This is a genomic window from Streptomyces sp. SAI-170, assembly GCF_049739565.1.
Classification (GTDB): Bacteria; Actinomycetota; Actinomycetes; order Streptomycetales; family Streptomycetaceae; genus Streptomyces.
The window spans coordinates 4305246-4331492 of sequence record NZ_JBMGQD010000001.1 but is presented as its reverse complement, the minus strand read 5'-3'; the positions used below and the strand labels follow the sequence as shown (position 1 = coordinate 4331492).

The window sequence follows — 26247 nt, the reverse complement described above, 5'->3', positions numbered from 1 at the left end:
CGCCTGGGGGACACGTTGCTGCGAATGGGGTGCTGCGCGGCCCGACGACCGTGTCGACGGGACATCCCCTCCGCCCGTGGGACGTGAACGGCCTAACGCACTTCCGCCAGAAGGTCTTCCGTCGCCGCCTCGCGCGCCGCCATCTCCCGCAACGGCCCCTCTACGGCGGTCAGCTCCGCGAAGCCGCCCCGCTGCACCACCCGCCCGCCCTCCAGCACGATCACCTCGTCGACAGCGTCGAGACCGGCCAGCCGATGCGTGATCAGCAGCGTCGTACGGCCCTCGGTGGCGGCCAGCAGGTCGGCGGTGAGCGCGTCGGCGGTGGGCAGGTCGAGATGCTCGGCCGGCTCGTCGAGCACGAGCACCGGGAAGTCGGCGAGCAGCGCGCGGGCCAGCGCCAGCCGCTGCCGCTGTCCGCCGGACAGCCGGGCCCCGTGCTCCCCCACGAGCGTGTCGAGCCCGTCCGGCAGGCCCTCGACCCAGTCCAGCAGCCGGGCCCTGCGCAGCACGTCACGCAGCTCGGCGTCGGTCGCCTCCCTCCGGGCCAGCAGCAGGTTCTCGCGCACAGAGCTGTCGAAGAGGTGCGCGTCCTGCGCACACAGGCCGACGAGCCGCCGTACGTCGTCGCCGTCCAGCGCGCAGGCGTCCACGCCGCCCAGGGTGTACGAGCCGGACTCGGCGTCCAGGAAGCGCAGCAGCACCTGTGCCAGGGTCGTCTTGCCGGACCCGGACGGGCCGACCACGGCCACCCGGCGGCCCTTCTCCAGCCGGAGGTCCAGGCCGGCCAGGGCATCGCGGTCCTGCCCCGCGTGCCGGGCGGTCAGCGCCTTGACGACGACCGGGAACGGCGAGGCGGGCGCCTGCCGCGGCTGGTCCGGCTCACACACGGGCTCGGGGGCGTCCAGCACCTCGTACACCCGCTCGGCGCTCTTGCGTACCCGCTGCCGGAACTGCACGGCGAGCGGCAGCCCGAGGACGGCCTCGAAGGCGGCCAGCGGGGTCAGTACGACGACGGCCATGGCCACGCCGCTCAGCCGCCCGGCGGCGACCGCCTGGGCGCCGACGAGAGCCGCCCCCGCGACGGTCAGACCGCAGATCAGCGCGGTGAGCCCGTCGCCGAGCGCGGTCGCGGTGGCGGTGCGCGAGGCGATCCGGGTCAGCTCCGCGTCCGCCCTGCGAGCCTGTGCGGTACGGGTGGGCAGGGCGCCAGCGACGGTCAGTTCGGCGGTGCCGGTGAGCAGGTCGGCCACGTGCGTGGCGAGCGTCCCTCGGGCGGGGGCGAGCCGGCGTTCGGCACGCCGCGCCACCGCGCCCGTGAGCAGCGGGACCCCGGCCCCGGCCGCCAGCAGTCCGGCCGCGAGGACCGCGCCCGCCTCCGGCAGCAGCCAGGCGGTGAAGGCGACGGACCCGGCCGACACCAGCGTCGCCGCGCCGACGGGCAGCAGCCACCGCAGCCAGTAGTCCTGCAGCGCGTCCACGTCGGCCACCAGACGGCTGAGCAGATCACCGCGGCGCGTGTCGCGCAGCCCGGCGGGCGCCAGCCGTTCCAGGCGCCGGTACACCGCGACCCGGGTGTCGGCCAGCATCCGCAGCACCGCTTCGTGCGACACGAGCCGCTCGCCGTACCGGAACACGGCCCGGCCGATCCCGAAGGCCCGCGTCGCCGTCACGGCCACCATCAGATACAGCACCGGCGGCTGCTGCGACGCCCGCGAGATCAGCCACCCGGACGTCGCCATCAGCCCTACGGCACTGCCGAGCGCCAGGCTGCCCAGCAGCAGCGCGAGAAGCAGCCGACCGCGCCGGGGTGCGGCCATGGCCCGGACCCGGGCGAGGGGGTGGCGCGAGTGTGCTTCAGAGGGGGCTTCTTCGATCTTCTGAGCCCGGGCCGATTCCGCGAGACGAGCGGGAGCCGGGCTCACCGGTCCGCTGGAGGCCGGCCGCGCAGGGCCCGTGGGCGCCTCTCCCGTCGACTCCAGCCGTACCACCCGGTCCGCCACCGACAGCAGGGCCGGGCGGTGGACGACCAGCAGGACCGTGCGTCCGGCCGACAGCCGGCGTACCGCGGCCACGACCTCCGCCTCGGTCTCTCCGTCGAGCGCGGCCGTCGGCTCGTCGAGCAGCAGCACGGGCCGGTCGGCAAGGAAGGCCCGGGCGAGCGCGAGCCGCTGTCGCTGCCCGGCCGAGAGCCCGGCCCCGTCCTCACCGAGCAGGGTGCCGGCGCCGAGGGGCAGCGCGTCCACGAACTCCAGCGCCCCGGCGTCCCGCAGGGCCTGTCGTACGGCCTCGGCGTCGGCGTCGTTCCGGGCGAGCCGGACGTTCTCCTCGATCGTCCCGGCGTACAGATGAGGCCGCTGCGGTACCCAGGCCACCTGCGCACGCCACTGCTCCAGGTCGACGTCGGCAAGGTCCTTGCCATCGATCCGCACCTGGCCCGCGGTCGGCCGTACGAAGCCCAGCAGGACGTTCAGCAGCGTCGACTTGCCTGCGCCGCTGGGTCCGACGAGCGCGACCGTCTCCCCGGGCTCGACGGTGAAGGTGGCATCGGCGACGGCGTCCTCGGACCGTCCGGGATAGCGGACGGAGACGCCCTCGAAGGAGAGCGCGCCGGCGGGCACCGGGTGGCTCCTGGAGTCCGGGACCGGTGTCTCCAGCACCTCGAAGATCTCCTCGGCGGCCGCGAGCCCCTCCGCCGCCGCGTGGTACTGCGCGCCCACCTGCCGCAGCGGCAGATACGCCTCCGGGGCGAGGATCAGGATGACCAGGCCGGTGTAGAGATCCATCTCGCCGTGGACGAGCCGCATGCCGATCGTCACGGCGACCAGGGCCACCGAGATCGTGGCGAGCAGCTCCAGGGCGAAGGAGGAGAGGAAGGCGATCCGCAGGGTCCGCATGGTCGCCTGGCGGTACTCGCCGGTGATCCGCCGGATCGAGTCGGCCTGGGCCTTGGCCCGTCCGAACACCTTCAGCGTCGGCAGGCCCGCGACCACGTCCAGGAAGTGGCCGGACAGTCGGGACAACAGCCGCCACTGACGGTCCATCCGCGCCTGGGTGGCCCAGCCGATCAGCATCATGAAGACCGGGATGAGCGGCAGGGTGCCCACGATGATCGCGGCGGAGACCCAGTCCTCGGTGACGATCCGGGCCAGCACCGCCACCGGCACGACCACCGCGAGACCCAACTGCGGCAGATAGCGGGAGAAGTAGTCGTCGAGCGCGTCCACGCCCCGCGTGGCAAGCGCCACCAGCGAGCCGGTCCGCTGCCCGCCGAGCCAGCCCGGCCCGAGCCGGACGGCACGCTCCAGCAGCCGCCCGCGCAGCTCGGACTTCACGGCGGCGCTGGCCCGGTGGGCGGCGAGTTCGGTGAGCCAGGCGACCAGGGAACGGCCGACCGCCACGGCCACGAGCAGCAGCAGGGGAGTGCGGAGTTCACCGACCGCCAGCCCGCGCTGGAAGGCGCCGACCACGACCTCGGCGACAAGCATCGCCTGGGCGACGACGAGCCCCGCCCCGATGGCGCCCAGGGCGACGACCGCCGCCAGGAACGACCGGGTGGCTCGGGCGTGACGTACGAGACGGGGATCGATCGGTTTCACGTGAAACATGCCCTTCGGTCCAGGGAGGGTGTTTGACGGTGTTTCACGTGAAACACCACAGGTTGTTTCACGTGAAACACCCTCCCGGTCGTACTCAGTGCGTGGCGTCGACTGCGATGTGCTGCGTGCCGATCCGCTTGCGGAACACCCAGTAGGTCCACCCCTGGTAGAGCAGGACGATCGGTGTGGCGATCGCGGCGCACCAGGTCATGATCTTCAGGGTGTAGGGGCTCGACGAGGCATTGGTGACCGTCAGGCTCCAGTTCTCGTCGAGCGAGGACGGCATGACGTTCGGGAAGAGCGACAGGAAGAGCATCGCCACTACGGCGACGATGGTGACGCCGGAGAGGGCGAACGACCATCCTTCCCGCCCGGCCTGGTTCGCCACGAGCGCGGCCACCAGCGCGGCTACCGCCACGACCAGTGCGACCAGGCTCTTGCCGTCACCGCTGTCGGCCTGCGTCCACAACAGGAAGCCCGCCGCGACCACAGCGGTCGCCAGACCCAGCCGGAGGGCCAGCCCCCGCGCCCGCTCCCGGATCTCACCGACGGTCTTCAGCGCGGTGAACACCGTGCCGTGGAAGGTGAACAGTGTCAGCGTCACCAGACCGCCGAGCAGCGCGTACGGGTTGAGCAGGTCCAGCAGGCCGCCGACGTACTCGAGGTCGGCGTCGATCTCCACGCCGCGCACGATGTTGGCGAAGGCCACGCCCCACAGGAACGCGGGGATCAGCGAGGTCCAGAAGATCGCGGTCTCCCAGTTGCGCTGCCAGTTCTCCTCCGGCCGCTTGGCCCGGTACTCGAAGGCGACACCCCGGACGATCAGGCAGACCAGGATGACGAGCAGCGGCAGGTAGAAGCCGGAGAAGAGGGTGGCGTACCACTCGGGGAAGGCGGCGAAGGTCGCACCGCCCGCTGTGAGGAGCCAGACCTCGTTGCCGTCCCAGACCGGGCCGATCGTGTTGATCAGCACCCGCTTCTCGAGCCGGTTGCGGGCCAGCAGCTTGGTGAGGATGCCGACCCCGAAGTCGAAGCCCTCCAGGAAGAAGTAACCGGTCCACAGGACGGCGATCAGGACGAACCAGACGTCGTGCAGTTCCATGACTGTGCAGCTCCCTCGGCCTAGTACGAGAAGGCCATCGGCTTGTCGGCGTCTCGGGAGTCGCCGCCGATCTTCGTGGGCGGGTTGAGGTCGGCTTCGGTCAGCTCGGGCGGGCCGGCCTTGACGTACTTGGCCAGCAGCTTGACCTCGACGACGGCGAGGATCGCGTAGAGCGTGGTGAAGACGATCATCGAGGTGATCACCTCGCCCTGGGACACTCCGGGGGAGACCGCGTCACGGGTCCGGAGCACGCCGTAGACGACCCACGGCTGGCGGCCCATCTCGGTGAAGATCCAGCCCCAGGAGTTGGCGATCAGCGGGAAGGCCATGGTCCAGAGCGCGATACGCCAGTACCAGGTGGTCAGCTTCGGGCCGAGGGCCTTGTTCTTGAACAGCACCAGCTGCGGCACCTCGTCCTCGCCGACCCTCAGGTGCTGGGGGAGCAGGAACTTCTTGCGGGTCAGCCACAGCCCGGCCAGCCCGAGGGTGAAGGAGCTCATGCCGAACCCGATCATCCAGCGGAAGCCCCAGTAGGCGACGGGCACGTTGGGCCGGTAGTCACCGGGTCCGAACCGCTCCTGCTCGGCCTTCTGCACGTCGTTGATACCGGGCACGTACGACGTGAAGTCGTCCTTGGCCAGGAAGGACAGCAGGCCCGGGATCTCGATGGCGACCTTGTTGTGGCCCTTCTCGACGTCGCCGTAGGCGAAGACGGAGAAGGGAGCGGGGGACTCGCCGTCCCACAGGGCCTCGGCCGCGGCCATCTTCATCGGCTGCTGCTCATACATGATCTTGCCGAGCACGTCTCCGCTGACCGCCGTGAACATGCCGCCGATGACCAGGGTGACCAGGCCGAGCCGCAGCGAGGTCTTCATCTCACGGATGTGCCTCTTGCGCAGCAGATGGAAGGCGGAGATGCCGACCATGAACGCGCCGCCGGTGAGGAAGGCCGCGGAGAGGGTGTGGAAGGCCTGGGCGAGCGCGGTGTTCTGGGTGAGAACCAGCCAGAAGTCGGTGAGCTCCGCCCGGCCCTTGGCCTCGTTGATCCGGTAACCGACCGGGTGCTGCATCCACGAGTTGGCCGCGAGGATGAAGTACGCCGACAGGATCGTGCCGATCGACACCATCCAGATGCAGGCCAGGTGGATCTTCTTGGGCAGCTTGTCCCAGCCGAAGATCCACAGGCCGATGAAGGTGGACTCGAAGAAGAAGGCGATGAGCGCCTCGAAGGCGAGCGGGGCGCCGAAGATGTCACCGACGAAGCGCGAGTAGTCGGACCAGTTCATGCCGAACTGGAACTCCTGCACGATGCCGGTGACCACACCCATGGCGATGTTGATCAGGAACAGCTTGCCCCAGAACTTGGTGGCCCTGAGGTACTTCTCCTTCTCCGTCCGGACCCAGGCGGTCTGCAGGCCGGCCGTCAGGGCGGCCAGCGAGATCGTCAGCGGAACGAACAGGAAGTGGTAGACGGTGGTGATGCCGAACTGCCAACGCGCCAAAGTCTCCGGCGCCAGAGCCAATTCCACGTCGTCGTCTCCTTACTCGCCGTGGATACAGCGGCGGTTCGCCCCTTTTGTCGCACACAACACGGAGCAACCGGGACACGCTTGTGAACGCGTTCACATTCACAAGCAATTATGACGCACTGATTTTCGGCCCGGGAAGGGGGGTCCCTCCTTGGCCTTCGCGTCAACCCCTTGGCAGAGACTTCAACGTCTTGTTGAATTGCGCGCCATGCAGACGCAGCACTCACCGACCCGTATACGGATCTCCTGGCCCGCGGGTCATCTCACCGCGACCCTGGACAGCACCCCGACCACACAGGCCCTGGTCAAGGCGCTCCCCTTCACCTCCACCGCCCAGACGTGGGGCGAGGAGGTCTACTTCGACACAAGCGTGTCGGTTTCACGTGAAACAGACGCCCGACAGGTCGTCGAGCCCGGCACGGTCGCCTTCTGGACAGACGGCGACGCCCTCGCACTCCCCTACGGCCCCACGCCGATCTCGCGAGGTGACGAATGTCGCCTCGCGAGCCCGTGCAACGTCCTCGGCCGCCTCGACGGCGACCCCCGCCTGCTGGCGACGGTGCGAGCCGGCGACCCGATCCGGGTCGAAGTGATCAACGCCCAGGACTGACCGGAACGCATTGCCTGGAACGACCCAGGACGTCTCCGACCAGGACTGACCGTAAATCCTCCGACCAGGACCGACCGGAATCTCCTTCGACAGGACCGACTAGACCTCCTTGCGGAAGCCCTCCGCCGTCTTCAGGAGGATGTCGTTCGCCTCCGTCTCGCCGACCGTGACCCGCACACCCTCGCCGGGGAACGGCCGCACCACGACCCCCGCCTGCTCACAGGCGGCCGCGAACGCCGTCGTACGCTCCCCCAGCCGCAGCCACACGAAGTTGGCCTGGGTGTCGGGCACCGTCCAGCCCTGGGCGCGCAGCGTGTCGACCACACGCGTGCGCTCGCACACCAGCGAGCCGACCCGGCCGAGCAGTTCGTCCTCCGCCTGCAGCGAGGCCACCGCCGCGTCCTGCGCGAGCTGGCTGACTCCGAACGGGACGGCCGTCTTGCGCAGCGCCGCGGCGACCGGCTCGTGCGCGATCGCGAACCCGACGCGCAGTCCGGCGAGGCCGTACGCCTTGGAGAAGGTCCGCAGGACGCAGACGTTCGGCCGGTCGCGGTACAGCTCCACGCCGTCGGGCACCTCCGCGTCCCGGACGAACTCGCGGTAGGCCTCGTCCAGCACGACCAGCACATCGCCGGGCACCCGGTCCAGGAAGCGCTCCAGCTCGGCCCGGCGTACGGCCGTGCCGGTCGGGTTGTTGGGGTTGCAGACGAAGATCAGCCGGGTCTTGTCCGTGATGGCGTCGGCCATGGCGTCCAGGTCGTGCACATCGCCGGGCGTCAGCGGCACCTTCACCGAGGTCGCGCCGCTGATCTGGGTGATGATCGGGTACGCCTCGAAGGACCGCCAGGCGTAGATGACCTCGTCGCCGGGGCCGGAGGTGGCCTGGAGCAGCTGCTGGGCGACACCGACCGAGCCGGTGCCGGTGGCCACGTGCGAGACCGGCACACCGAAGCGCTCGGCCAGCTCCGCCATCAGGCCCGTGCAGGCCATGTCCGGGTAGCGGTTGAAGGAGGCGGCCGCCGCGGTGACGCTCTCCATGACGCCCGGGAGCGGGGGATAGGGGTTCTCGTTGGAGGACAGCTTGTACGCCACCGGCCCCCCGGCCGCGGCAGGCTTGCCCGGCTTGTAGGTGGGGATACCCTCCAGCTCGGCGCGCAGCTTCGGGCTCGTCTCGCTCACCGCAGTCCTCCTCGCGATCACCGGCGGACCGTCAGCACCGCCGGCTTCCAATGCTTCTCACCTTAAGAGGATTCGGCCTCGCTGCGTATGGGTCCGGGCACACCTCATGGGCCGGAGTCGGCAGCGAGCGGCCCCGAGTCGGCATTGAGCCTGAGCTGAGTCGGAGCGGAGCCTGACCGGAGTCTCACCGGAGACGGAGCGGAGACGAAGCGCCACAGGAGCCCCACCGACATCAGGGGCATCACCGCACGAAGAGCCATGAATCGGGGGCGCACCATACATATATCTATGCGCCGGTGGCTTGCGCCGTGGCGCGCGTCCCTCGTGAAGGTGAGTTGAGACCTCTTCGAGACATCGGGCACTTGGCAGGCGGGTGCGCGCCGACAAGCCACGTACTACAGCAGAGTCCACCAACTCCCTTGCTTTCAAAGGCATTTCACCCCTCGCCGCCTTGCAGAAACGTGCCTGTCAACGGGTGCATATGCGTCCGCACTACCCCACCGCAAGAGCCCTACTATCGGCACGCCATGACAGCAGCAGGGAAGCACCAGGTGAGCCGCGCGGAAACCTCACGGCGAGGCAGCCGGCCGGGACGGGCGGGCATCAGAGACGTGGCCGCCGCCGCCGGAGTCTCCATCACAACCGTCTCCGACGCCCTCAACGGCAAGGGCCGGCTCCCGGACGCCACCCGCCGCCACGTCCGCGAGGTCGCCGACCGGCTGGGATATCGCCCCTCGGCCGCCGCCCGAACCCTCCGTACCGGCAAGTCGGGACTCATCGGCCTGACCGTGACGACGTACGGGGATGAACCTTTCACCTTCACCGAGTTCGCGTACTTCGCGGAGATGGCACGTGCCGCCACCTCCGCCGCGCTCGCCCGCGGCTACGCCCTCGTCATCCTCCCCGCGACCTCCCGCCACGACGTGTGGTCCAACGTCGCCCTGGACGGCACGGTCGTCATCGACCCCTCCGACCAGGACCCGGTGGTCAGCGAGCTCGTCCGGCAGGGTTTACCGGTCGTCTCCGACGGCCGCCCCGCCGGCTCGCTCCCCGTCACCGCCTGGGTCGACAACGACCACGAGGCCGCCGTCCTCGGCATCCTCGACCACCTGGCCGACGCCGGCGCCCGCCGTATCGGCCTGCTGACCGGCACGACCACCGACACCTACACCCACCTGTCGACCACGGCCTATCTGCGCTGGTGCGAACGCGTCGGCCAGGACCCGGTCTACGAGGCCTACCCGGCACACGACCCCTGTGCCGGCGCCGTCGCCGCCGACCGGCTGCTCGCCCGGCCCGACCGCCCGGACGCCGTCTACGGACTGTTCGACCCCAACGGCACCGACCTGCTCGCCGCCGCCCGCCGCTACGGGCTGCGCGTGCCCGAGGACCTGCTGCTGGTGTGCTGCAGCGAGTCCACCGTGTACGCCAACACCGAGCCGCCCATCACCACCCTGTCCCTCAAACCGCGCCGCATCGGCACGGCCGTGGTCCAGCTCCTCATCGACGCCATCGAGGGGGTCGAGTCGGACCATCCCGTCGAGCAGGTGATACCGACGGAGCTGATCGTGCGCACTTCCTCGCAGCGGCGCCCGCCGCGGCGGACCGTCAGCCCCCCGCGCTCCCCCGAGGAGGGATAGCGCGGGCCAGCGCGGGACCGGGCAACGGCCCGGGCGAAGCCCGGCGCAATCGGGGCGAAAGCCACGGTGAACCGGAGTTCCGCTCCTTTTCACCACCCCTGGGTCATCACATGGCACGATCCGCATTCCTATGATGGGCCCACGGCATCACGGGCCGCTGCGACCAGGCAGTCCGATCGGTGCAGATGCGGCGCGATGGTGGAGGGGTCGATGACTCAGGGGGCCGGTCAGGGACCCGAGGTGGAGCGGACGGCGACGTTGCGCGACTTCCGGGTGCCCGCGTACGTCCACGAGACCGGCCCGTACCCCGCCCAGGGCAGCCACCCCGGCGAACCGGCCGCCCCCACCCCGGAGCCGGCCGACTACCCGGAGGGGTACACCCCCACGCAGCGCGATCTGCCTGTCATCAATCGGGGTGACACCTTGCAGGTCACCGTCGACCCGGCCCCCGCGCCCGCCCCCCAGCCCACGGCAGGCCCCGGCCCGCTGTTCGTGGTCGGCGACGTGCACGGCTACCTCGACCAGCTGATCGCCGCCCTTCAGGAGAAGGGCCTGATCGACACCGCCGGTCAGTGGTGCGCGGGCACCGCCCGGCTGTGGTTCCTCGGCGACTTCACCGACCGCGGTCCGGACGGCATCGGCGTCATCGACCTCGTGATGCGGCTGTCCGCCGAGGCCGCCGCGGCCGGCGGCTACTGCAAGGCCCTGATGGGCAACCACGAGCTGCTGCTCATCGGCGCCAAACGGTTCGGCGACACCCCCGTCAACTCCGGCGCGGGCACCGCCACCTTCCAGGCGGCCTGGCTGCTCAACGGCGGCCAGAAGACCGACATGGACCGCCTCCAGGACCACCACCTGCAGTGGATGTCCCGCCTCGACGCCCTCGAGCAGGTCGACGGCCATCTGCTGGTGCACTCCGACACCACCGCCTATCTGGACTACGGCGGCTCCATCGAGGAAGTCAACGACACCATCCGCGAGACCCTCACCCGCAACGACGCGGACGAGGTCTGGGATCTGTTCCGCAAGTTCACCAAGCGCTTCTCCTTCCGCGACGAGGGCGGCGCCGACCATGTGCGCTCACTGCTCGACGTCTTCGGCGGCAGCCGCATCGTCCACGGCCACAGCCCCATCCCCTACCTCCTCGGCGAGGTCGGCTCCGAGGACGGCGAGGACCGCTCCGGCCCCGTGGTCGAGGGACCGCACGTCTACGCCGACGGCCTCGCCATCGCCATGGACGGCGGCGTGACCATGGCCGGAAAGCTGCTGGTGCAGCAACTCCCGCTGGATAACTGAACCTTCACCGGGCAGGCGTACCCCGTCGCAGGCCCGGAAAGTGACTGCGCGGGCCAGGGGCCAATTTCTGCAAACCCCCTGTCACCGTGTGCCGTCACCGCTCTACCATCGCCTTATCCGTAGCAGGCTCCCCTCCGTTTCTGCCCGACGGCTCGTCAGCATGCGAGCCCCAAGCCCTACGGAGCATCGGGGATGCACATGAACAGCGTTCCGCAGCACCTGCTGAGCGAGGACCGCCAGGAATACGAGCGGATCCTCGATGAGGCGCTGCGCTCCGCCCCGCACCGTCCTGAACTGGCCGCTGTGGGACAGCGGCTCAACCCCGAACAACTGCGCACCATGGCGCTGGGCGCCACCGCACTCATCACCGCGGCCGCGGCGACCGAGTACCAGCACTACGTGAAGGTCCGGGATGAACTGCGCCGGCCCGCACCGTCCACCTCGTCGTCCCTGCGCGAGTCCGGCTCCGCCGAGCCCGGTTCGGGCGCGGTGGGACTCGCCTCGGTCATGGGGGAGGTCACCGAGACCGCCGGCGCGGGGGCCGTCGCGGTCGTCGCCGTCCTCGCCCCGGTCCTGGCCGGAACCGCCGCGGCGATCTTCCTGCTCGTCGGTTACCTCCTGAAGATGCTCGATCCGGATCGGTCGTTCGCCGACACCTTGCTCACGACCGGGTGGGTGTTCGGCGCCCTGACCGCCGTCGCGATCCTGGTCGCCGCCGTCGGACTGCTGCTCACCGCCCTGCGCAACAGGCCCACCCCGGCCCCCACTTCCTACGACGATCCGGGCGGGGAACTGGACCAGGCCAGGCAGGCCTGGCGGGAGGCCCTGCTGGAGCGCGGCATCGTGCCGTTCCTGCGCGACGCGCTCACCGCGTCCAGCCCTGTCCCGTTGCCCCGCACGACCTCGCCGGCACCCGCCAGTCGCATGCCTCACCTCGGCTACGACCGCCCGGGCTTCACCAGCCCCGGGGAGGGACCTTCCAGGAGCCCTCGCCCGAGCTACAGCAGCCCGGACTTCAGCAGCCCCGACTTCGGAGGTCCCGAGCACCAGCCGGACTGACCCCGGCTTGCGCCCCCACGCGGGGAGCGCAAGCCGCACATCGGGCCACCGACGGCTTCGGCGGACCCGCACCCTGCGGCGGGCCGCCCAACTGTCGGTCTCAGTCCGCGAGCGGCAGGTACACCCGGTTGCCGGCCTCCGCGAACTCCTTCGACTTCTGGGCCATGCCCTCCTCGATCTCCACCTTGGTGCCGCCGTGCTCACGGCGGATGTCCTGGGAGATCTTCATCGAGCAGAACTTCGGCCCGCACATGGAGCAGAAGTGAGCCGTCTTGGCGGGCTCGGCCGGGAGGGTCTCGTCGTGGAACTCCCGTGCCGTGTCCGGGTCGAGGGCCAGGTTGAACTGGTCCTCCCAGCGGAACTCGAACCGGGCGTCGGACAGCGCGTCGTCCCACTCCTGCGCCCCCGGGTGCCCCTTGGCGAGGTCGGCGGCGTGCGCGGCGATCTTGTAGGTGATGACGCCGGTCTTGACGTCGTCGCGGTTGGGCAGGCCCAGGTGCTCCTTGGGCGTGACGTAGCACAGCATGGCCGTGCCCCACCAGGCGATCATCGCGGCACCGATGCCGGAGGTGATGTGGTCGTACGCGGGCGCGACGTCCGTGGTCAGCGGGCCGAGCGTATAGAATGGAGCTTCATCACAGATCTCCTGCTGAAGGTCGATGTTCTCCTTGATCTTGTGCATCGGGACGTGCCCGGGGCCCTCGATCATCGTCTGTACATTGAAACGCTTGGCGATCTGGTTGAGTTCCCCGAGCGTCCTCAACTCCGCGAACTGCGCCTCGTCGTTGGCGTCCGCGATCGAGCCCGGGCGCAGGCCGTCGCCGAGCGAGTACGTGATGTCGTACGCGGCGAGGATCTCGCAGAGTTCCTCGAAGTTCTCGTAGAGGAAGCTCTCCTTGTGGTGCGCCAGGCACCACGCGGCCATGATCGAGCCGCCGCGCGAGACGATGCCCGTCTTGCGGTTGGCGGTCAGCGGCACATACGGCAGCCGGACGCCCGCGTGGACGGTCATGTAGTCCACGCCCTGCTCGGCCTGCTCGATGACCGTGTCCTTGTAGATCTCCCAGGTCAGCTCCTCGGCCCTGCCGTCGACCTTCTCCAGCGCCTGGTACAGCGGCACGGTGCCGATGGGCACGGGGGAGTTGCGCAGCACCCACTCGCGGGTGGTGTGGATGTTGCGGCCGGTGGACAGGTCCATGACCGTGTCGGCGCCCCAGCGGGTCGCCCAGGTCATCTTCTCGACCTCCTCCTCGATGGAGGACGTCACCGCCGAGTTGCCGATGTTGGCGTTGACCTTCACCAGGAACCGCTTGCCGATGATCATCGGCTCGATCTCCGGGTGATTGATGTTCGCCGGCAGCACGGCCCGACCCGCCGCGATCTCCTCGCGCACCACCTCGGGGGAAACGTTCTCCCTGATGGCCACGTACTCCATCTCGGGCGTGATCTCGCCCCGGCGCGCGTACGCGAGCTGGGTGACGGCCTGCCCGTCACGGCCCCGGCGCGGCAGCCGGGGGCGGCCCGGGAAGACCGCGTCGAGGTTGCGCAGACCGCCGCGCGGCGAAGTGTGCTTGAGGCCGTCGTCCTCGGGGCGGACCGGGCGGCCCGCGTACTCCTCGGTGTCGCCGCGGGCGATGATCCAGTTCTCCCGCAGCGGCGCCAGGCCCCTGCGGACGTCCGTATCGACGGCTGGATCGGTGTAAGGGCCTGACGTGTCGTACAACGTGACCGACTGGCCGTTGGTGAGGTGCACCTGACGAACTGGCACGCGCAGATCGGGGCGTGAGCCCTCGACATACCCCTTGTGCCATCCGATGGACTTCCTGACGTCGTCGCTGTCGGAGACCACAGAGGTCTGCGGCTGCGCGGAGGCAGGCGTGCGTACGTCCTTGCTGGTCATGAGACCTACTCCCTACGCCGGCATTACCCGGTAACAGGTTCGGCGGTCGACGCAGCGTTCGCCGTCTCCCGGTGTTTCGTGTGGAACACCACGTGTTCCACGTGAAACATCGCGAAGACGAAGGTCAGCGCCCTCTCAGCCCGGTGCTCCGAGCTCCCGCGTGTACAAAGGTGACTCCACGCTAGCGTCACTTCGGGCGCGGTGAACAGGGGGCCCCTGCCGTTCTTGCGATGATCGGTCGGTGACCACGACACAGCAGCCCCCGTTTCCGCCGCCCGAACCGCGCCGTGACGAACCCATCGGGGGGCACGGCGACAGCTACGAGGGCGGCCACAGAGCCGGGCCCGGGGGCGGGTACCCCACCGACGGAACGGGGTACGACAGCAGCACCGGAGCCGGGCAAGGGGCCCGAGGGGGCTACGGGACCGGGCAGGGCCGCGGGCCCGATGGTGGCCACGGCTCGGGTCACGGCCGTGGAAACGGCGAGGGCCCTGGGGCCGGCGGCGGCCACGGTGCTGGGGGTGGTCACGGTGCTGGGGGTGGTCACGGTTCCGGCAGCAGCCACGGTTCCGGTGGGGGCCACGGCGCCGGCGGGGGGCACTCGCACGGGCACAGTCACAGTCATGGGCCTGCCGCGCCCGTCTCCAAGCATCTGCGCAAGGTGATCGCGGCGATCCTCGTCCCGTTCGCGGCCGCGGTGGTGGTGGGCCTGGCCGTGCTGTGGCCCGGCGGTGCGCCGCAACACGAGCGCACGGGTGTCGGTTTCGACCGGCAGACGGAACAGGCGACCGTCACCAAGGTCGAGCGGGTGGACTGCAAGTCGGTCAACGCCTCCGGCGTCCCCCCGACCGGCGACACCTCCACGGCGGAGGGCTCCTCCGCGCAGCAGCAGGAGAACGGCAGCTGCAAGCGAGCGACGATCAGGGTCGACTCGGGCAAGGACAGCGGGCGTACGTTCACCGAGATCGTGCAGCCCGACCAGTCGCGGCAGTTGCACGAGGGCCAGGAGGTCGTGGTCGCCTACGAGCCCTCCGCCCCGAAAGACCTGCAGTACTCCGTCGCCGATGTGAACCGGCGGCTGCCGTTGGGCGTACTCGCCGGGATCTTCGCGATCGCCGTCGTCCTCGTCGGCCGGATGCGCGGCGTGATGGCGCTGGTGGCGCTGGCCATCAGCTTCCTGGTGCTCAACTTCTTCATCCTGCCCGCGGTGCTACAGGGCTCGAACCCGCTGGTCGTGGCGGTGGTCGGGGCGAGCGCCATCATGCTGATCGCGCTGTATCTGTGCCACGGACTGTCCGCGCGGACCTCGGTGGCTGTGCTCGGCACGCTGATCTCGCTGCTGCTGATCGGCGTGCTCGGCTCGTGGTTCATCGACTGGGCGGCGCTCACCGGCAACACGGACGACAACACCGGCCTCATCCACGGCCTGTATCCGTCGATCGACATGAGCGGTCTGCTGCTGGCGGGCATCATCATCGGCTCGCTCGGTGTGCTGGACGATGTGACGGTCACCCAGACGTCGGCGGTCTGGGAGCTGCACGAGGCCAATCCGACGATGGGCTGGCGCGGCCTGTACCGCGCCGGCATCCGTATCGGCCGCGACCACATCGCGTCGGTCGTCAACACCCTCGTCCTCGCCTACGCGGGCGCGGCCCTGCCGCTGCTGCTGCTGTTCTCGATCGCGCAGAGCAGTGTGGGAGCGGTCGCCAACAGCGAGCTGGTGGCGGAGGAGATCGTCCGTACCCTGGTGGGCTCCATCGGCCTGGTGGCCTCGGTGCCGGTCACGACCGCCCTGGCCGCGCTGATGGTCTCCGCCGACCGTCCGGCCCTGTCCCCCTCGGAGGCAAGCCCGACTCCCGCCGCGGCGGCCCGGACCGGCAGGGGCCGCCGCCGCAAGCGCTGAGGGCTGCCGCCCGTGTTTGCCAGGCCATGTGCCTGCAAGCGCCATGTCGCTGAAGGCGAGGTGAGTGTCATGCGCGCACGGTCTCTGATGAAGCGTTACGCCACCTCAGTGGACGTCCCCGCCTCACCCCGCGCTCTGCTCCTCGGCCAGGATGCGGTCCAGAGCCTCGTCGAGATGCGTGTCGAAGTCCGCGAGCGAGGTCTCCTGACCGAGCGGCACCAACTTGTCGGTGCGGTCGAGGAACGCCACCAGCGGTGCCGTCGAGGAGCGGAACAATGCCTGGTCGCTGCCGACCTGAAGTCGGATCAGCACCTCACCCAGGGACTCGGGCTCGACGGGCGCGACCCGCACGTCGCCCTCGCCGCTCGGCCGGCCGACGCCGTCGATGAGCAGCTCGCGCCCGAACGCCCATGTCACCGGGGCATCCCCCGGCAGATGGAAAGTCAGCCGAATGGCGTAGGGATCACAGGTCTCGTAGCGCAGCTCGACCGGGATCCGGAACGAGAGCTCCTCAGAGACGAGAAAGCTCATCATGACCTCTGCCTGCACCGACTCGCGCATCGCCTACCCCGTCTTTGCCGTGGACTGGCCGGGAATGAACCCTGATCGTGGTGGCATCTTGCTCAACGTGCACACCAGATCACAAGGAGTGAGTTTTCAGATACTGATAGAGATCGCCAGCGACCCCAGCAGACGCTCGACTTCACCCTGCAATTGCCGGGCTGCGGAGTGCAGACGGGCCTCGTGCTGGAGCGGCAGGGAGATGGCCATCGTGGCTGCGCTGCTACCCACAGTGATCGGAATGGCGGCACAGACGGTGCCCAGCGCGTACTCCTGACGCTCGATCACCGGAGCCATCCGTTCCATCCGGTCGAGCCGGCGCAGCATGGCATCCGCGTCCCGCACGCTGTACGGGGTGACGGCCTGCACCGGATAGCGCTCCAGGTGGTCTCGGCGGGCCTCATGGTCCAGCTGGGACAGCAGACACTGGCCGATGGCGTGCGCATGCCCGGTCTCGCGGAAGTCGGCCCACTCCTCCACGGCGGGGTTGCCCGGGGTGTCGGAAACACAGACGACGTTGATCTCGCCGTCGCGGTACTGGGCGTAGTACACCGGCACACCGATCGAATCGCGCCATTGCGCGAGAGCCTCGACCACCGTGCTGCGACGTTTCTGCTGTGCTCCGCTGCTGCTCAGCCGCTCGGCTGCCTCACCCAGAAAGAAGAGGCCCTTGTCCCGGCGCAGATAGCCCTCGTGCACCAGGGTGCGCAGCAGGTGGTAGGCGGTCGGCAGCGCCAGGCCGGTCTCTCTGGCGAGCTGTTTGGCGGGGGCTCCGTGCTGGTGTCCGGCGGCGCATTCCAGCAGGCGCATCGCTCGCTGGACGGAGCCGATGAGGGTGGTGGTGGCCGGGTGCGGAGGCCGTGCTCCCGCCGGGACCGGCTGTTCCGGGGGCCTGGTGAGGATCCGGGCGGGGTCGGGGGGTGCGTGGGGGGAAGCGGGGGCGGTGGTGTCAGCCGTGGCCAAGGGGTCACTCCCGAAGCGCGAGGGTGCTGCCCGTGCGGGGGGACACGGGAGGGGTGTACGGGGGTGTACGCCGTTCGCGGGGGATTCCCCGCGTCGAGTTCCGGACTCTAACGGCCCGTCACCGCCTGCGGACGGCCTGCCCGCAAAACTTCCCTCGCCCGAGGGAACCGGTGGTTCCTATTGCCGCCCACCGGCCTTGCCGTTCACCGGCCTTGCCGCCCACCGGCCTTGCCGTTCACCGGCCTTGCCGTCCACCGGCTCCTCGTACGGTCACCAGTCGCCGCGGGAGGAGGAGCCCGCGGTGAACTTCCGTACGACGTAGATGAGTCCACCCACCAGGGCCACGAAGATCAGCAGCTTGAACAGCAGAGCGACGACGAACTTGGCGACCGCGGCTATCAGCCCGCCGAACACCACCAGGGCGATGATCGGCACCGCGACCCACTTCACCCACCACGGCAGTCCCGCGAAGATCTCTCGCATCGCCCTCGTCCTTCTCTCCCGTCCCTCCGGGCTCTTGCCGCCCCTCGGGATCTTCCGATGTCCTGCTTCGATGCTAGGGCGAGGAAGGGGCCCGGCGGGGGTCTCGCACCCCTTGTCCTCCCCTGACCGGTCCCCTAGGGAATCCAGGGGTCCGGCCTCAGCTCTCGGGCGGAGAGAACACCACGAGAACCCGCAGGTCCTCGCTGATGTGGTGAAACTTGTGCGGCACTCCGGCCGGGACGTAGACGACGCTGCCGCGGGCCACCTGGGTGGTCTCCAGGCCCACGGTGATCGACGCGTGGCCGCTGACGACGAAGTACACCTCGTCCTGGTTGTGCGGCTGCTGCGGGTCGTGCTCTCCCGCAGCGAGCGCGTACAGACCGACCGACATGTTCCGCTCCCGCAGGAACTGCAGGTAGGCGCCGTCGTTGGCGGCGCGCTCCGCCTCCAGTTCGTCCAGCCGGAATGCCTTCATCGCGTTGTTGCCTCGCGCCCCTGCTCGTAGCGGATCTGGTCTGCCACGATCAGACACATGATGAATTTCCTAGTCAAGACACTCGCCAACGCCGGCGCCCTCGCGGTCGCCGTGTGGCTGCTCGACAAGATCACCCTGACCGAGGGCAGCACCGGCAAGAAGGTCGGCACGCTGCTGCTCGTGGCACTGCTCTTCGGCCTGGTGAACTTCCTGGTCAAGCCGGTGGTGAAGCTGCTGAGCCTGCCGCTGCTGATCCTGACGCTCGGCCTGTTCACCCTGGTGGTGAACGCGCTGATGCTGCTGCTGACGTCGTGGCTGGCCGACAAGCTGGACCTGAGCTTCCACGTCGAGGGCTTCTGGACCGCTGTCGTGGGCGGCCTGATCATCTCGATCGTCTCCTGGGCGCTGAACGTCGTCCTGCCCGACAAGGACTGAGCGGCCATGACGTACCGCGTCTGTTTCGTCTGCACCGGCAACATCTGCCGCTCCCCGATGGCCGAGTCCGTCTTCCGCGCGCGGGTCGCGGAGGCCGGGCTGGACAGCGAGGTGGAGGTCGACAGCGCCGGCACGGGCGGCTGGCACGAGGGCGACCCCGCCGACCCGCGCACGGTGGCCGTCCTGGAGGAACACGGCTACGACGGCGACCATGTCGCCCGGCAGTTCCAGGCCTCCTGGTTCTCCCGGCTCGACCTCGTGATCGCCCTCGACTCCGGCCATCTCAAAGCCCTGCGCCGCCTGGCCCCGACGGAGCAGGACGCGGCGAAGGTACGGCTGCTGCGGTCGTACGACCCCACCGCCGACGGCGACCTCGACGTACCCGACCCGTACTACGGCGGCATGGACGGCTTCGAGGAGTGTCTGGAGATGGTGGAGTCGGCGAGCACCGGCCTGCTCCACGCGGTGCGTGAGCGACTGGAAGGACGGGCTGCATGACCGGTCCGGGGCAGGGCGAGGGCACGCGCGCGGTGCGGGCCGGGCTCCCGGAGCCGGTCAAGCACGAGCCGACCCTGCCGGGGCCGGTGTTCGCCGCGCACTTCCATCTGCCGGGCGAGCCGACGGGGCCGTACACCTACGGGCGTGACGAGAACCCGACCTGGACCCTTCTGGAGCGGGCCGTCGGCGAGCTGGAGGCGCCCGGGCGCGACGGCGTCGAGACGCTCGTGTTCGCCTCCGGGATGGCGGCCGTCTCCGCGGTGCTCTTCTCGCAGCTGCGCGCCGGGGACGCGGTCGTGCTGCCCAGCGACGGCTATCAGGCGCTGCCGCTGGTGCGTGCCCAACTGGAGGCGTACGGCATCGAGGTGCGCACCGCGCCGACCGGCGGGGACGCCCAGCTCGGCGTCCTGGACGGCGCACGCCTGCTGTGGCTGGAGACGCCGTCCAATCCGGGGCTGGACGTGTGCGATGTGCGCCGGCTCGTGGAGGCGGCACACGCGCGTGGCGCGCTGGTGGCGGTGGACAACACCCTCGCCACTCCGCTCGGGCAGCGTCCGCTGGAGCTGGGCGCGGACTTCTCGGTGGCCAGCGGAACCAAGCAGCTGACCGGGCACGGGGACGTCCTCCTCGGCTATGTGGTCGGCCGCGCGGGCGAGGCGATGACGGCCGTACGGCGCTGGCGGAAGATCGTCGGAGCGATTCCGGGGCCGATGGAGGCGTGGCTCGCGCACCGTTCTCTCGCCACGCTGCAGCTGCGCGTGGACCGGCAGAGTGCCACCGCTCTCGCGGTCGCGGAGGCGCTGCGCGATTGGCCCGAGGATCTGGGCGTGCGCTATCCGGGGCTGCCCGGCGACCCTTCGCACGAGATCGCCGCGCGGCAGATGCGCCGCTATGGATGCGTGGTGTCGTTCACCCTGCCCACGCGTGCGCGTGCCGAGCGTTTTCTTCAGGCGCTGCGGCTCGTGGACGACGCGACGAGCTTCGGTGGCGTACGGTCCACCGCCGAGCGGCGTGGGCGCTGGGGAGGCGACGCGGTGCCGGAGGGCTTCGTCCGGCTGTCGGTGGGCGCGGAGGACGCCGAGGATCTGGTGGCGGATGTACTGCGGGCGCTGGCGGAGTCGGCGAAGTAGTCGGCTGCGCAGACAGCCGCACGGGATCCACTACGTCGATCGGACGGTCCGAGCCTCCCCCCTCGTGGCTCGGACCGTCCTCGGTTCCGCGCACGAAGAACCGCTCGGACAAGGCTAGTTGACTCTGTGTCAGTGTCCAATCACGGTAGCGACAGAGCCCTATCGACAAATTTATAGTTGGTCCCTTCCCGAGCCGCGGGAGGGCAGCGAAAGGGAGGGCGTGCCATGGATCTGGCCTTGCTGCGCACGTTCGTGACCGTGCACCGGGCCGGTTCCTTCACCCGCGCCGCCGCTCTGCTCGGACTGTCCCAGCCGGCCGTGACCTCCCAGATCCGTACGCTGGAGCGGCAACTGGGCCGCCCGCTGTTCCTGCGGCAGGCCCGTGGGGTGACGCCGACGACCATCGGCGACGAACTCGCCCACAAGGCCGCGCCGCACCTCGACGCCCTGGTGGAGATCGCGGAGAGCGGGATCGACGACGAGTCCTCGCTCAGGACCCTGCATCTGGCGGGGCCGCCCGAGTTCATCGCCGAGCGCGCACTGCCCGCGCTGGTGGACCGGTGACGACGGCCAGGGATTCGCCCTGCGCGTCTCCTTCGGGAACGCCGACGACATCATGGAGGGCCTGGCCGCCGGGCATCACGATCTGGCCATCAGTACGGCCCAGCCGCGCGGCGCCCTGCTCACGGCGACTGCGCTGTGTGACGAGGAGCATGTGCTGGTGGCCGCCCCGCGCTGGGCGGAGTGGATCGGCCCCGGGGCCTTGAGCGACAAGGATGCCTCCGCCCTGGAGAACCTCCCGGTCGTGGAGGTGCATGAGTCGCTGCCCTTCGTCTCGCGCTACTGGGCCTCCGTCTTCGACTGCCGTCCCGCGGCCTCCGGCACGGTCGTCGTCCCGGACCTTCGCGCGGTGCTCACCTGCGCGATCGCGGGCGCAGGACTCGCGGTGCTGCCTCGCTATCTGTGCGCGGCCGCCCTGGAGCAGGGGGACGTCGTCGCCCTGCACGAGCCCGCCGTTCCGCCGCTGCGGACCTACTTCCTGGTCGTCCGCACCGGAACGCTGGCGATGCCCCACATCGCCCGGGCGCACGAGTGGCTGCTGCACGCGGCGGCGGACTGGTCCTGAGGGCGACCCGGCACGTCACCCCATGAGCTGAGTTGGTGACGGTTCGCGATGTTTCACGTGGAACAAGCGGGGCCACATTTCTCCCATGACCGTCCGACCCGTGGTCAAGCGCACCGCCCGTGCAGTCCTCCTGGACGGCGACGACCTGATCCTCATCAAGCGCACCAAGCCCGGCATGGATCCCTACTGGCTCACCCCCGGCGGCGGCGTGGAGCCCGAGGACCCGACCGTCGTCGACGCCCTGCACCGCGAGGTGCACGAGGAACTCGGCGCCAAGATCACCGATGTCGTGCCCTGCTTCGTCGACACCGTCGAGCACATCGGCGAGGACGGCGGCGCGACCGGTGTGAAGGTGCAGCACTTCTTCGTCTGCCGCCTCGAGTCGATGGACCCGGCGCTGCGCCATGGTCCCGAGATCGACGAACCCATGGGTGAGTACGAGATCGTCCGAGTGCCCTTCACCCGCGTCGGCATCGCCTCCGTCCACCTCGTACCGCTGTCGCTGCGCCACTACCTGGACGGCAACATCGAGGGAGTGCGGGCGATGCATGCGCCCGATCTGGGCTGAGCCGCTAGCTGGAGTGCCGGACCAGTTCGTAGGCGTCCCACAGATCCCTGCCCGCGTACGCGTGGGTGGCGAGGCCCGCGAGGTGGTCGTCCGCGTTGACCGCGACGGAGGTCGGCACCACGGCGAACAGGTCCTTGTCCGACAGCGAGTCTCCGTACGCCACGCACGCGGACCGGCTCACACCGAACTCCGCGCACAGCCGGTCGGCTATCACCACCTTGGCCGCCGCGCTCAGCACCCCGGCCGGGTCCACCGGCTCGGTGAACGGCACAGCGGGGAACCGGGAGCCGTAGGCCGCGTGGGCGCCCCAGCCGGTGAGCCGCTCCACGAAGAACGACGGCGACAGCGAGACGACGGCACAGTACTCGCCCCGGCTCCTGATCTCGGCCCACACCTCACGGATGCGGGCCAGCCACGGCGCGCCTTCGAAAGCCGCGGCCACATGATCTTCGGTCAGATTCGCCCACAGGGCATGCACGCGCACCGCGAACTCCGGTGGCTCGATGAGCCCCGTGGAGATCGCGCGGTCCAGGGCGACCGTCTCGGCCTCCAGGCCGAGCTGCCGCGAGATCTCCCGGGGCGCACTCGTGCCATGGAGCAGAGTGCCGTCCAGATCGAAGAGATGAAGTCGTGCCATGGGCCCTGAGGCTAATGGGGGCGGTGATCGATGTGCCGGGACGTCCGCTCCCTGGGAGGCAGCGGCCGGTTGCCGGGCGTTCGCCGTTGTTTCACGTGAAACACCGCATATCCGCCGCCCCGCCGTGCAGTGCGCCACAGCGTGGCCAAAAGGGCCTACGTCTCGGCCCAAACAGGTGGACGCCGGGGGTCCCCGTCGGACAGCCTGACCTGCGTGCCGACACCTTCCCTCTCCGCTCTGCCCATCCGCCGCCTGACGCTCCGCGATCTCACCGCCTGCGCCGACTTGTCCGAGAACAGGGGGTGGCCGCGCGAGGAGCACAAGTGGGGCCTTCTCCTCACGGCCGGGAGGGGGTACGGCATCGACGACCCCGACGGCGGGCTGGTGAGCGCCTGCGTCGTCACCGAGTACGGCCCTCAGGACCGCCCCGATCTGGCGGCCATCGGCATGGTCCTGGTCGCGGAGCGGTACGCCCGGCAGGGCGTGGGACGCCGGCTGATGCGGCATGTCGTCGCGGCCATGGGCACCACCCCCCTGACCCTGCACGCCACCCCCAACGGCCTTCCGCTGTACGAGGAGCTCGGGTTCAAGGTCGTCGGGCAGGCGGAGATGCTGCGCGGCCGCTTCTCTCCCGAGGGCACGGGCACCGGCATCTCGACCCGCGCGGCCGCCGCAGAGGACGTCACCTCGCTCCTGCGGCTCGACGAGCCGGCCTTCGGGACCGACCGCACGCACATGATCACCCGGCTGCCGGCCTTCGCCGACCTGCTCCATGTCGCCGAGGAGGACGGCCGGATCATCGGCTACGCCGCCGCCTGGCCCAACATGGACACCCATGTGGTGGGTCCGCTGATCGCCCGTGACACCGAGACGGCAAAGGCTCTCATCGCCTCGCTCGCCGGGCGCACCGACCGGCCGCTGCGCACCGACATCGACGTACGGCACAGCGAGCTGATCGGCTGGGCCAAGGAGCGCGGCCTGCAGTCGGTCGCCTTCAACGCTGTCATGACCTACGGCATCGGGGAGCTGCCCGGTGACTGGAGCCGCCGGTTCGCTCCGCTGACGGTGGCGGCGGGCTGACCTCGGGCACGCCCTGAGCGCCGGGCTCGGAGAAGACCAGCGCTCGCCGACTGAGCTGACGTACGACTGAGCGCCGGTCCCTTCGCGGGGACCGGCGCTCACGTGTCTTTCTGCGGGGTCAGCCGTGTACGGCGACCCGCTCCTTCTCGGCAGCGGAGCCGGCGACCACGGTGCTGCGGTTGCCGCTCCGGCGCTCCAGGGCGGCGGAGAGGACGGCGAGGACCAGCGCCGAGGCGGCGAGGACGGCGCCGACCCAGTTCGGGGCGGTGTAGCCGAGGCCGGCCGCGATGACCAGACCGCCGAGCCAGGCGGACAGGGCGTTGCCCAGGTTGAAGGCGCCGATGTTCACGGCCGAGGCCAGCGTGGGGGCGCCGTGCGCCTGGTCCAGGACGCGCTTCTGCAGGGGCGGCACGGTGGCGAAGCCCAGGGCGCCGATCAGGGTGATCGTGACGGCCGAAAGGATCTTGTCGTGCGCGGTGAAGGTGAACAGTGCGAGGACGACGGCGAGGGCTCCCAGGGAGACGTACAGCATGGGCATCAGCGCCCGGTCGGCGAACTTGCCGCCGACGAGGTTGCCGCCGACCATGCCGAGCCCGAAGAGGACCAGCAGCCAGGTCACCGAGCCGTCGGCGAAGCCGGTGACGTGGGTCATCATCGGCGCGATGTAGGTGATCGCCGCGAAGACGCCGCCGAAGCCGAGGACGGTCATCGCCATGGCGAGCAGCACCTGGACGTTCTTGAACGCGGCCAGCTCGTGACGCAGCCGGACCCCTTCCGGCTTGGGCATGTCGGGGACGAGCCGGGCGATGCCGACGAGGCCGACCACACCGAGCGCGGCGACGAGAGCGAAGGTGACGCGCCAGCCGACGGACTGTCCGACGAGAGTGCCGAGCGGGACGCCGACGACGTTGGCGACGGTCAGACCGGTGAACATCATCGCGATGGCACCGGCCTTCTTGTCCGGCGCGACCAGTTCGGCGGCCACGACCGCGCCGATGCCGAAGAAGGCTCCATGGGCGAGCGAGGCGACCACGCGACCGGCCAGCATCAGGGAGAAGGCCGGGGCCAGGGCGGAGAGCAGATTGCCTGCGATGAACAGGCCCATCAGGACCATCAGCATCCGCTTGCGCGGGATCTTGGTGCCGAGGACCGTCATCAGCGGAGCGCCGAACATCACGCCCAACGCGTAGCCGGTCACGAGGAAGCCGGCGGTGGGGATGGAGACCCCGAAGTCGCTCGCGACCTCGGGCAGCAAGCCCATGATCACGAACTCCGTCGTGCCGATTCCGAAGGCCCCGATCGCGAGGGCCAGAAGCGCGAGAGGCATGGGGTAGACCTTCCCAGACGTTTGCAGGTGCGCTTTACGTGTCACCACAATAGTTGCAGACGCCTGATAATTGCAAGAGCGGGCTATTGCGTCTTTGCTCTACTCTGGAAGCAGCCGCTCTGGAGGAGGAACACCCATGACAGCGACGGACCCCGCGCTCACCGCCCTGTCCCAGGGCTGGTGCGCCCTCTCCCTGCTGCACGGAAGGATCGAGGCGCACATCGAGCGCGCCCTGCAGGCCGGGCACGACCTGAGCGTGCGGGAGTACTCCCTGCTGGACGTCCTCAGCCGCCAGCACGACGGCGAGGGCGGCCATCTGCAGATGAAGCAGGTCGCCGACGCGGTCGTCCTCAGCCAGAGCGCCACCACGCGCCTGGTCACCCGGTTGGAGGACCGCGGACTGCTCGAGCGCTATCTGTGCCCCACCGACCGACGCGGCATCTACACCAACGTCACCCAGGCCGGCCTGGAGCTGCTCGAGGAGGCGCGCCCGACCAACGACAGCGCGCTGCGGGAAGCCCTCGACGAGGCGGCCAAGAACCCCGAACTCGCCCCTCTCGTACGGGTCGTGGAGTCGCTGAAGGTGCCCGCCTAGGCTGCAGGCATGGAAGATCTTGAGATACGTCGGGCCACAGCCGAGGACATCCCGGCGATCGTCGCGATGCTCGCGGACGACCCGCTGGGGGCCCAGCGGGAGTCACCCGACGACCTGACGCCCTATCTGACCGCGTACGAGCGGCTCGCGGCCGACCCGAACCAGCATCTAGTGGTGGCCGTGCGGGAGAGCGCAGTCGTCGGCACGCTGCAACTGACGGTCATCCCCGGGCTCTCCCGACGCGGCTCCACCCGGTCGATCATCGAGGCTGTCCGGGTCCACGCCGACGAGCGCGGCAGCGGGCTCGGCACCCGGCTCATCGAGTGGGCGATCGAGGAGTCCCGGCGCCAGCGGTGCCAACTGGTCCAACTGACCTCGGACGTGACCCGGACCGACGCCCACCGCTTCTACGAGCGACTGGGCTTCGCCGCCTCCCACGTGGGCTTCAAGCTCTCACTCTGAGGTTCTCAGCACCGTCGAGGAGCTCGGGGCGGCGATGTTTCACGTGAAACAGGCCGCCCCCGGTTTCACGTGAAACGGCCCGCCCCGGTTTCA

General features: G+C 69.9%; 23 protein-coding genes and 1 pseudogene. 13 read left to right on the top strand and 11 right to left on the bottom strand.

Annotated elements, in window-relative coordinates:
• Positions 1-92: 92 nt before the first annotated feature.
• From cydD to RKD23_RS19260, 3 genes are all read right to left on the bottom strand, one after another.
• Positions 93-3605 carry a thiol reductant ABC exporter subunit CydD gene (gene cydD, locus RKD23_RS19270; RefSeq protein ID WP_424854787.1) on the bottom strand — a complete coding sequence of 1171 codons (3513 nt, stop codon included), beginning with the start codon at positions 3603-3605 and terminating at the stop codon, positions 93-95.
• A gap of 85 nt (positions 3606-3690) precedes the next feature.
• On the bottom strand, positions 3691-4698 hold the full coding sequence (gene cydB, locus RKD23_RS19265; protein ID WP_424854786.1) for a cytochrome d ubiquinol oxidase subunit II: 1008 nt from the start codon (positions 4696-4698) through the stop codon (positions 3691-3693).
• Positions 4699-4718: 20 nt separating this feature from the next.
• Positions 4719-6227, bottom strand: a complete 1509-nt coding sequence (locus RKD23_RS19260) for a cytochrome ubiquinol oxidase subunit I (RefSeq protein WP_424854785.1) — start codon at positions 6225-6227, stop codon at positions 4719-4721.
• A gap of 208 nt (positions 6228-6435) precedes the next feature.
• On the opposite strand from RKD23_RS19260, the gene RKD23_RS19255 reads away from it, so the two are divergent.
• A complete protein-coding gene (locus RKD23_RS19255) occupies positions 6436-6837 on the top strand; it encodes a cyclophilin-like fold protein (protein WP_424854784.1) in 402 nt (133 codons plus the stop codon).
• A gap of 99 nt (positions 6838-6936) precedes the next feature.
• Here the strand turns inward: RKD23_RS19255 and hisC are convergent, their stop codons facing one another.
• Positions 6937-8016: a histidinol-phosphate transaminase gene (gene hisC / locus RKD23_RS19250; RefSeq protein WP_424854783.1), complete on the bottom strand. Its 1080-nt coding sequence runs from the start codon at positions 8014-8016 to the stop codon at positions 6937-6939.
• Between the two features lie 527 nt (positions 8017-8543).
• Between hisC and RKD23_RS19245 the strand changes: the two genes are divergently transcribed.
• The 3 genes from RKD23_RS19245 (at position 8544) to RKD23_RS19235 (ending at position 12011) form a co-directional block, all read left to right on the top strand.
• Positions 8544-9656: a LacI family DNA-binding transcriptional regulator gene (locus tag RKD23_RS19245; protein WP_399642949.1), complete on the top strand. Its 1113-nt coding sequence runs from the start codon at positions 8544-8546 to the stop codon at positions 9654-9656.
• 195 nt (positions 9657-9851) lie between these two features.
• Positions 9852-10952: a metallophosphoesterase gene (locus tag RKD23_RS19240; protein ID WP_424854782.1), complete on the top strand. Its 1101-nt coding sequence runs from the start codon at positions 9852-9854 to the stop codon at positions 10950-10952.
• A 192-nt stretch (positions 10953-11144) separates the two neighbouring features.
• Positions 11145-12011, top strand: a complete 867-nt coding sequence (locus RKD23_RS19235; protein WP_424854781.1) for a hypothetical protein — start codon at positions 11145-11147, stop codon at positions 12009-12011.
• A 100-nt stretch (positions 12012-12111) separates the two neighbouring features.
• On the opposite strand, the gene thiC is transcribed toward RKD23_RS19235, so the two are convergent.
• Positions 12112-13911 (bottom strand): phosphomethylpyrimidine synthase ThiC, encoded by a 1800-nt coding sequence (gene thiC, locus RKD23_RS19230; protein ID WP_424854780.1) that lies wholly within the window; start codon positions 13909-13911, stop codon positions 12112-12114.
• A gap of 241 nt (positions 13912-14152) precedes the next feature.
• On the opposite strand from thiC, the gene RKD23_RS19225 reads away from it, so the two are divergent.
• Positions 14153-15814 (top strand): YibE/F family protein, encoded by a 1662-nt coding sequence (locus RKD23_RS19225; RefSeq protein WP_424854779.1) that lies wholly within the window; start codon positions 14153-14155, stop codon positions 15812-15814.
• Positions 15815-15937: 123 nt separating this feature from the next.
• Here RKD23_RS19225 and RKD23_RS19220 read toward each other — a convergent pair whose 3' ends face one another.
• The 4 genes from RKD23_RS19220 to RKD23_RS19205 form a co-directional block, all read right to left on the bottom strand.
• The gene (locus tag RKD23_RS19220; RefSeq protein WP_402493266.1) at positions 15938-16375 is read right to left on the bottom strand and encodes an SsgA family sporulation/cell division regulator; all 438 of its coding nucleotides are present in this window, start codon (positions 16373-16375) and stop codon (positions 15938-15940) included.
• A gap of 96 nt (positions 16376-16471) precedes the next feature.
• On the bottom strand, positions 16472-17206 hold the full coding sequence (locus RKD23_RS19215) for an IclR family transcriptional regulator (protein ID WP_424858280.1): 735 nt from the start codon (positions 17204-17206) through the stop codon (positions 16472-16474).
• A 402-nt stretch (positions 17207-17608) separates the two neighbouring features.
• The gene (locus RKD23_RS19210) at positions 17609-17821 is read right to left on the bottom strand and encodes a DUF5326 family protein (protein WP_404036868.1); all 213 of its coding nucleotides are present in this window, start codon (positions 17819-17821) and stop codon (positions 17609-17611) included.
• Between the two features lie 157 nt (positions 17822-17978).
• Positions 17979-18296, bottom strand: coding sequence for a cupin domain-containing protein (locus tag RKD23_RS19205; protein WP_404036871.1), 318 nt, complete (start codon positions 18294-18296; stop codon positions 17979-17981).
• A 57-nt stretch (positions 18297-18353) separates the two neighbouring features.
• Between RKD23_RS19205 and RKD23_RS19200 the strand changes: the two genes are divergently transcribed.
• The 5 genes and pseudogenes from RKD23_RS19200 to RKD23_RS19180 all read left to right on the top strand — a co-directional run bounded on the left by RKD23_RS19200 (position 18354) and on the right by RKD23_RS19180 (position 22053).
• Positions 18354-18731: a phage holin family protein gene (locus RKD23_RS19200; RefSeq protein WP_424854778.1), complete on the top strand. Its 378-nt coding sequence runs from the start codon at positions 18354-18356 to the stop codon at positions 18729-18731.
• 6 nt (positions 18732-18737) lie between these two features.
• Positions 18738-19229 carry a low molecular weight protein-tyrosine-phosphatase gene (locus tag RKD23_RS19195; RefSeq protein WP_424854777.1) on the top strand — a complete coding sequence of 164 codons (492 nt, stop codon included), beginning with the start codon at positions 18738-18740 and terminating at the stop codon, positions 19227-19229.
• Positions 19226-20359 (top strand): cystathionine gamma-lyase, encoded by a 1134-nt coding sequence (locus tag RKD23_RS19190; protein ID WP_424854776.1) that lies wholly within the window; start codon positions 19226-19228, stop codon positions 20357-20359. The genes RKD23_RS19195 and RKD23_RS19190 overlap by 4 nt, the downstream gene beginning before the upstream one ends.
• A 225-nt stretch (positions 20360-20584) precedes the next feature.
• Positions 20585-21485: pseudogene (locus tag RKD23_RS19185) on the top strand (LysR family transcriptional regulator).
• An 85-nt stretch (positions 21486-21570) separates the two neighbouring features.
• On the top strand, positions 21571-22053 hold the full coding sequence (locus tag RKD23_RS19180) for an NUDIX domain-containing protein (protein WP_424854775.1): 483 nt from the start codon (positions 21571-21573) through the stop codon (positions 22051-22053).
• Between the two features lie 4 nt (positions 22054-22057).
• On the opposite strand, the gene RKD23_RS19175 is transcribed toward RKD23_RS19180, so the two are convergent.
• On the bottom strand, positions 22058-22690 hold the full coding sequence (locus RKD23_RS19175) for an HAD family hydrolase (RefSeq protein WP_424854774.1): 633 nt from the start codon (positions 22688-22690) through the stop codon (positions 22058-22060).
• A gap of 213 nt (positions 22691-22903) precedes the next feature.
• Here RKD23_RS19175 and RKD23_RS19170 point away from each other — a divergent pair, with 213 nt between their 5' ends.
• Positions 22904-23770, top strand: a complete 867-nt coding sequence (locus RKD23_RS19170) for a GNAT family N-acetyltransferase (protein ID WP_424854773.1) — start codon at positions 22904-22906, stop codon at positions 23768-23770.
• Positions 23771-23888: 118 nt separating this feature from the next.
• Here RKD23_RS19170 and RKD23_RS19165 read toward each other — a convergent pair whose 3' ends face one another.
• On the bottom strand, positions 23889-25097 hold the full coding sequence (locus RKD23_RS19165) for an MFS transporter (protein ID WP_424854772.1): 1209 nt from the start codon (positions 25095-25097) through the stop codon (positions 23889-23891).
• 136 nt (positions 25098-25233) lie between these two features.
• On the opposite strand from RKD23_RS19165, the gene RKD23_RS19160 reads away from it, so the two are divergent.
• Both RKD23_RS19160 and RKD23_RS19155 read left to right on the top strand, forming a co-directional pair.
• The gene (locus RKD23_RS19160; protein WP_424854771.1) at positions 25234-25692 is read left to right on the top strand and encodes a MarR family winged helix-turn-helix transcriptional regulator; all 459 of its coding nucleotides are present in this window, start codon (positions 25234-25236) and stop codon (positions 25690-25692) included.
• A 9-nt stretch (positions 25693-25701) separates the two neighbouring features.
• The gene (locus RKD23_RS19155) at positions 25702-26154 is read left to right on the top strand and encodes an N-acetyltransferase family protein (protein WP_424854770.1); all 453 of its coding nucleotides are present in this window, start codon (positions 25702-25704) and stop codon (positions 26152-26154) included.
• The last annotated feature ends 93 nt before the right edge of the window (positions 26155-26247 follow it).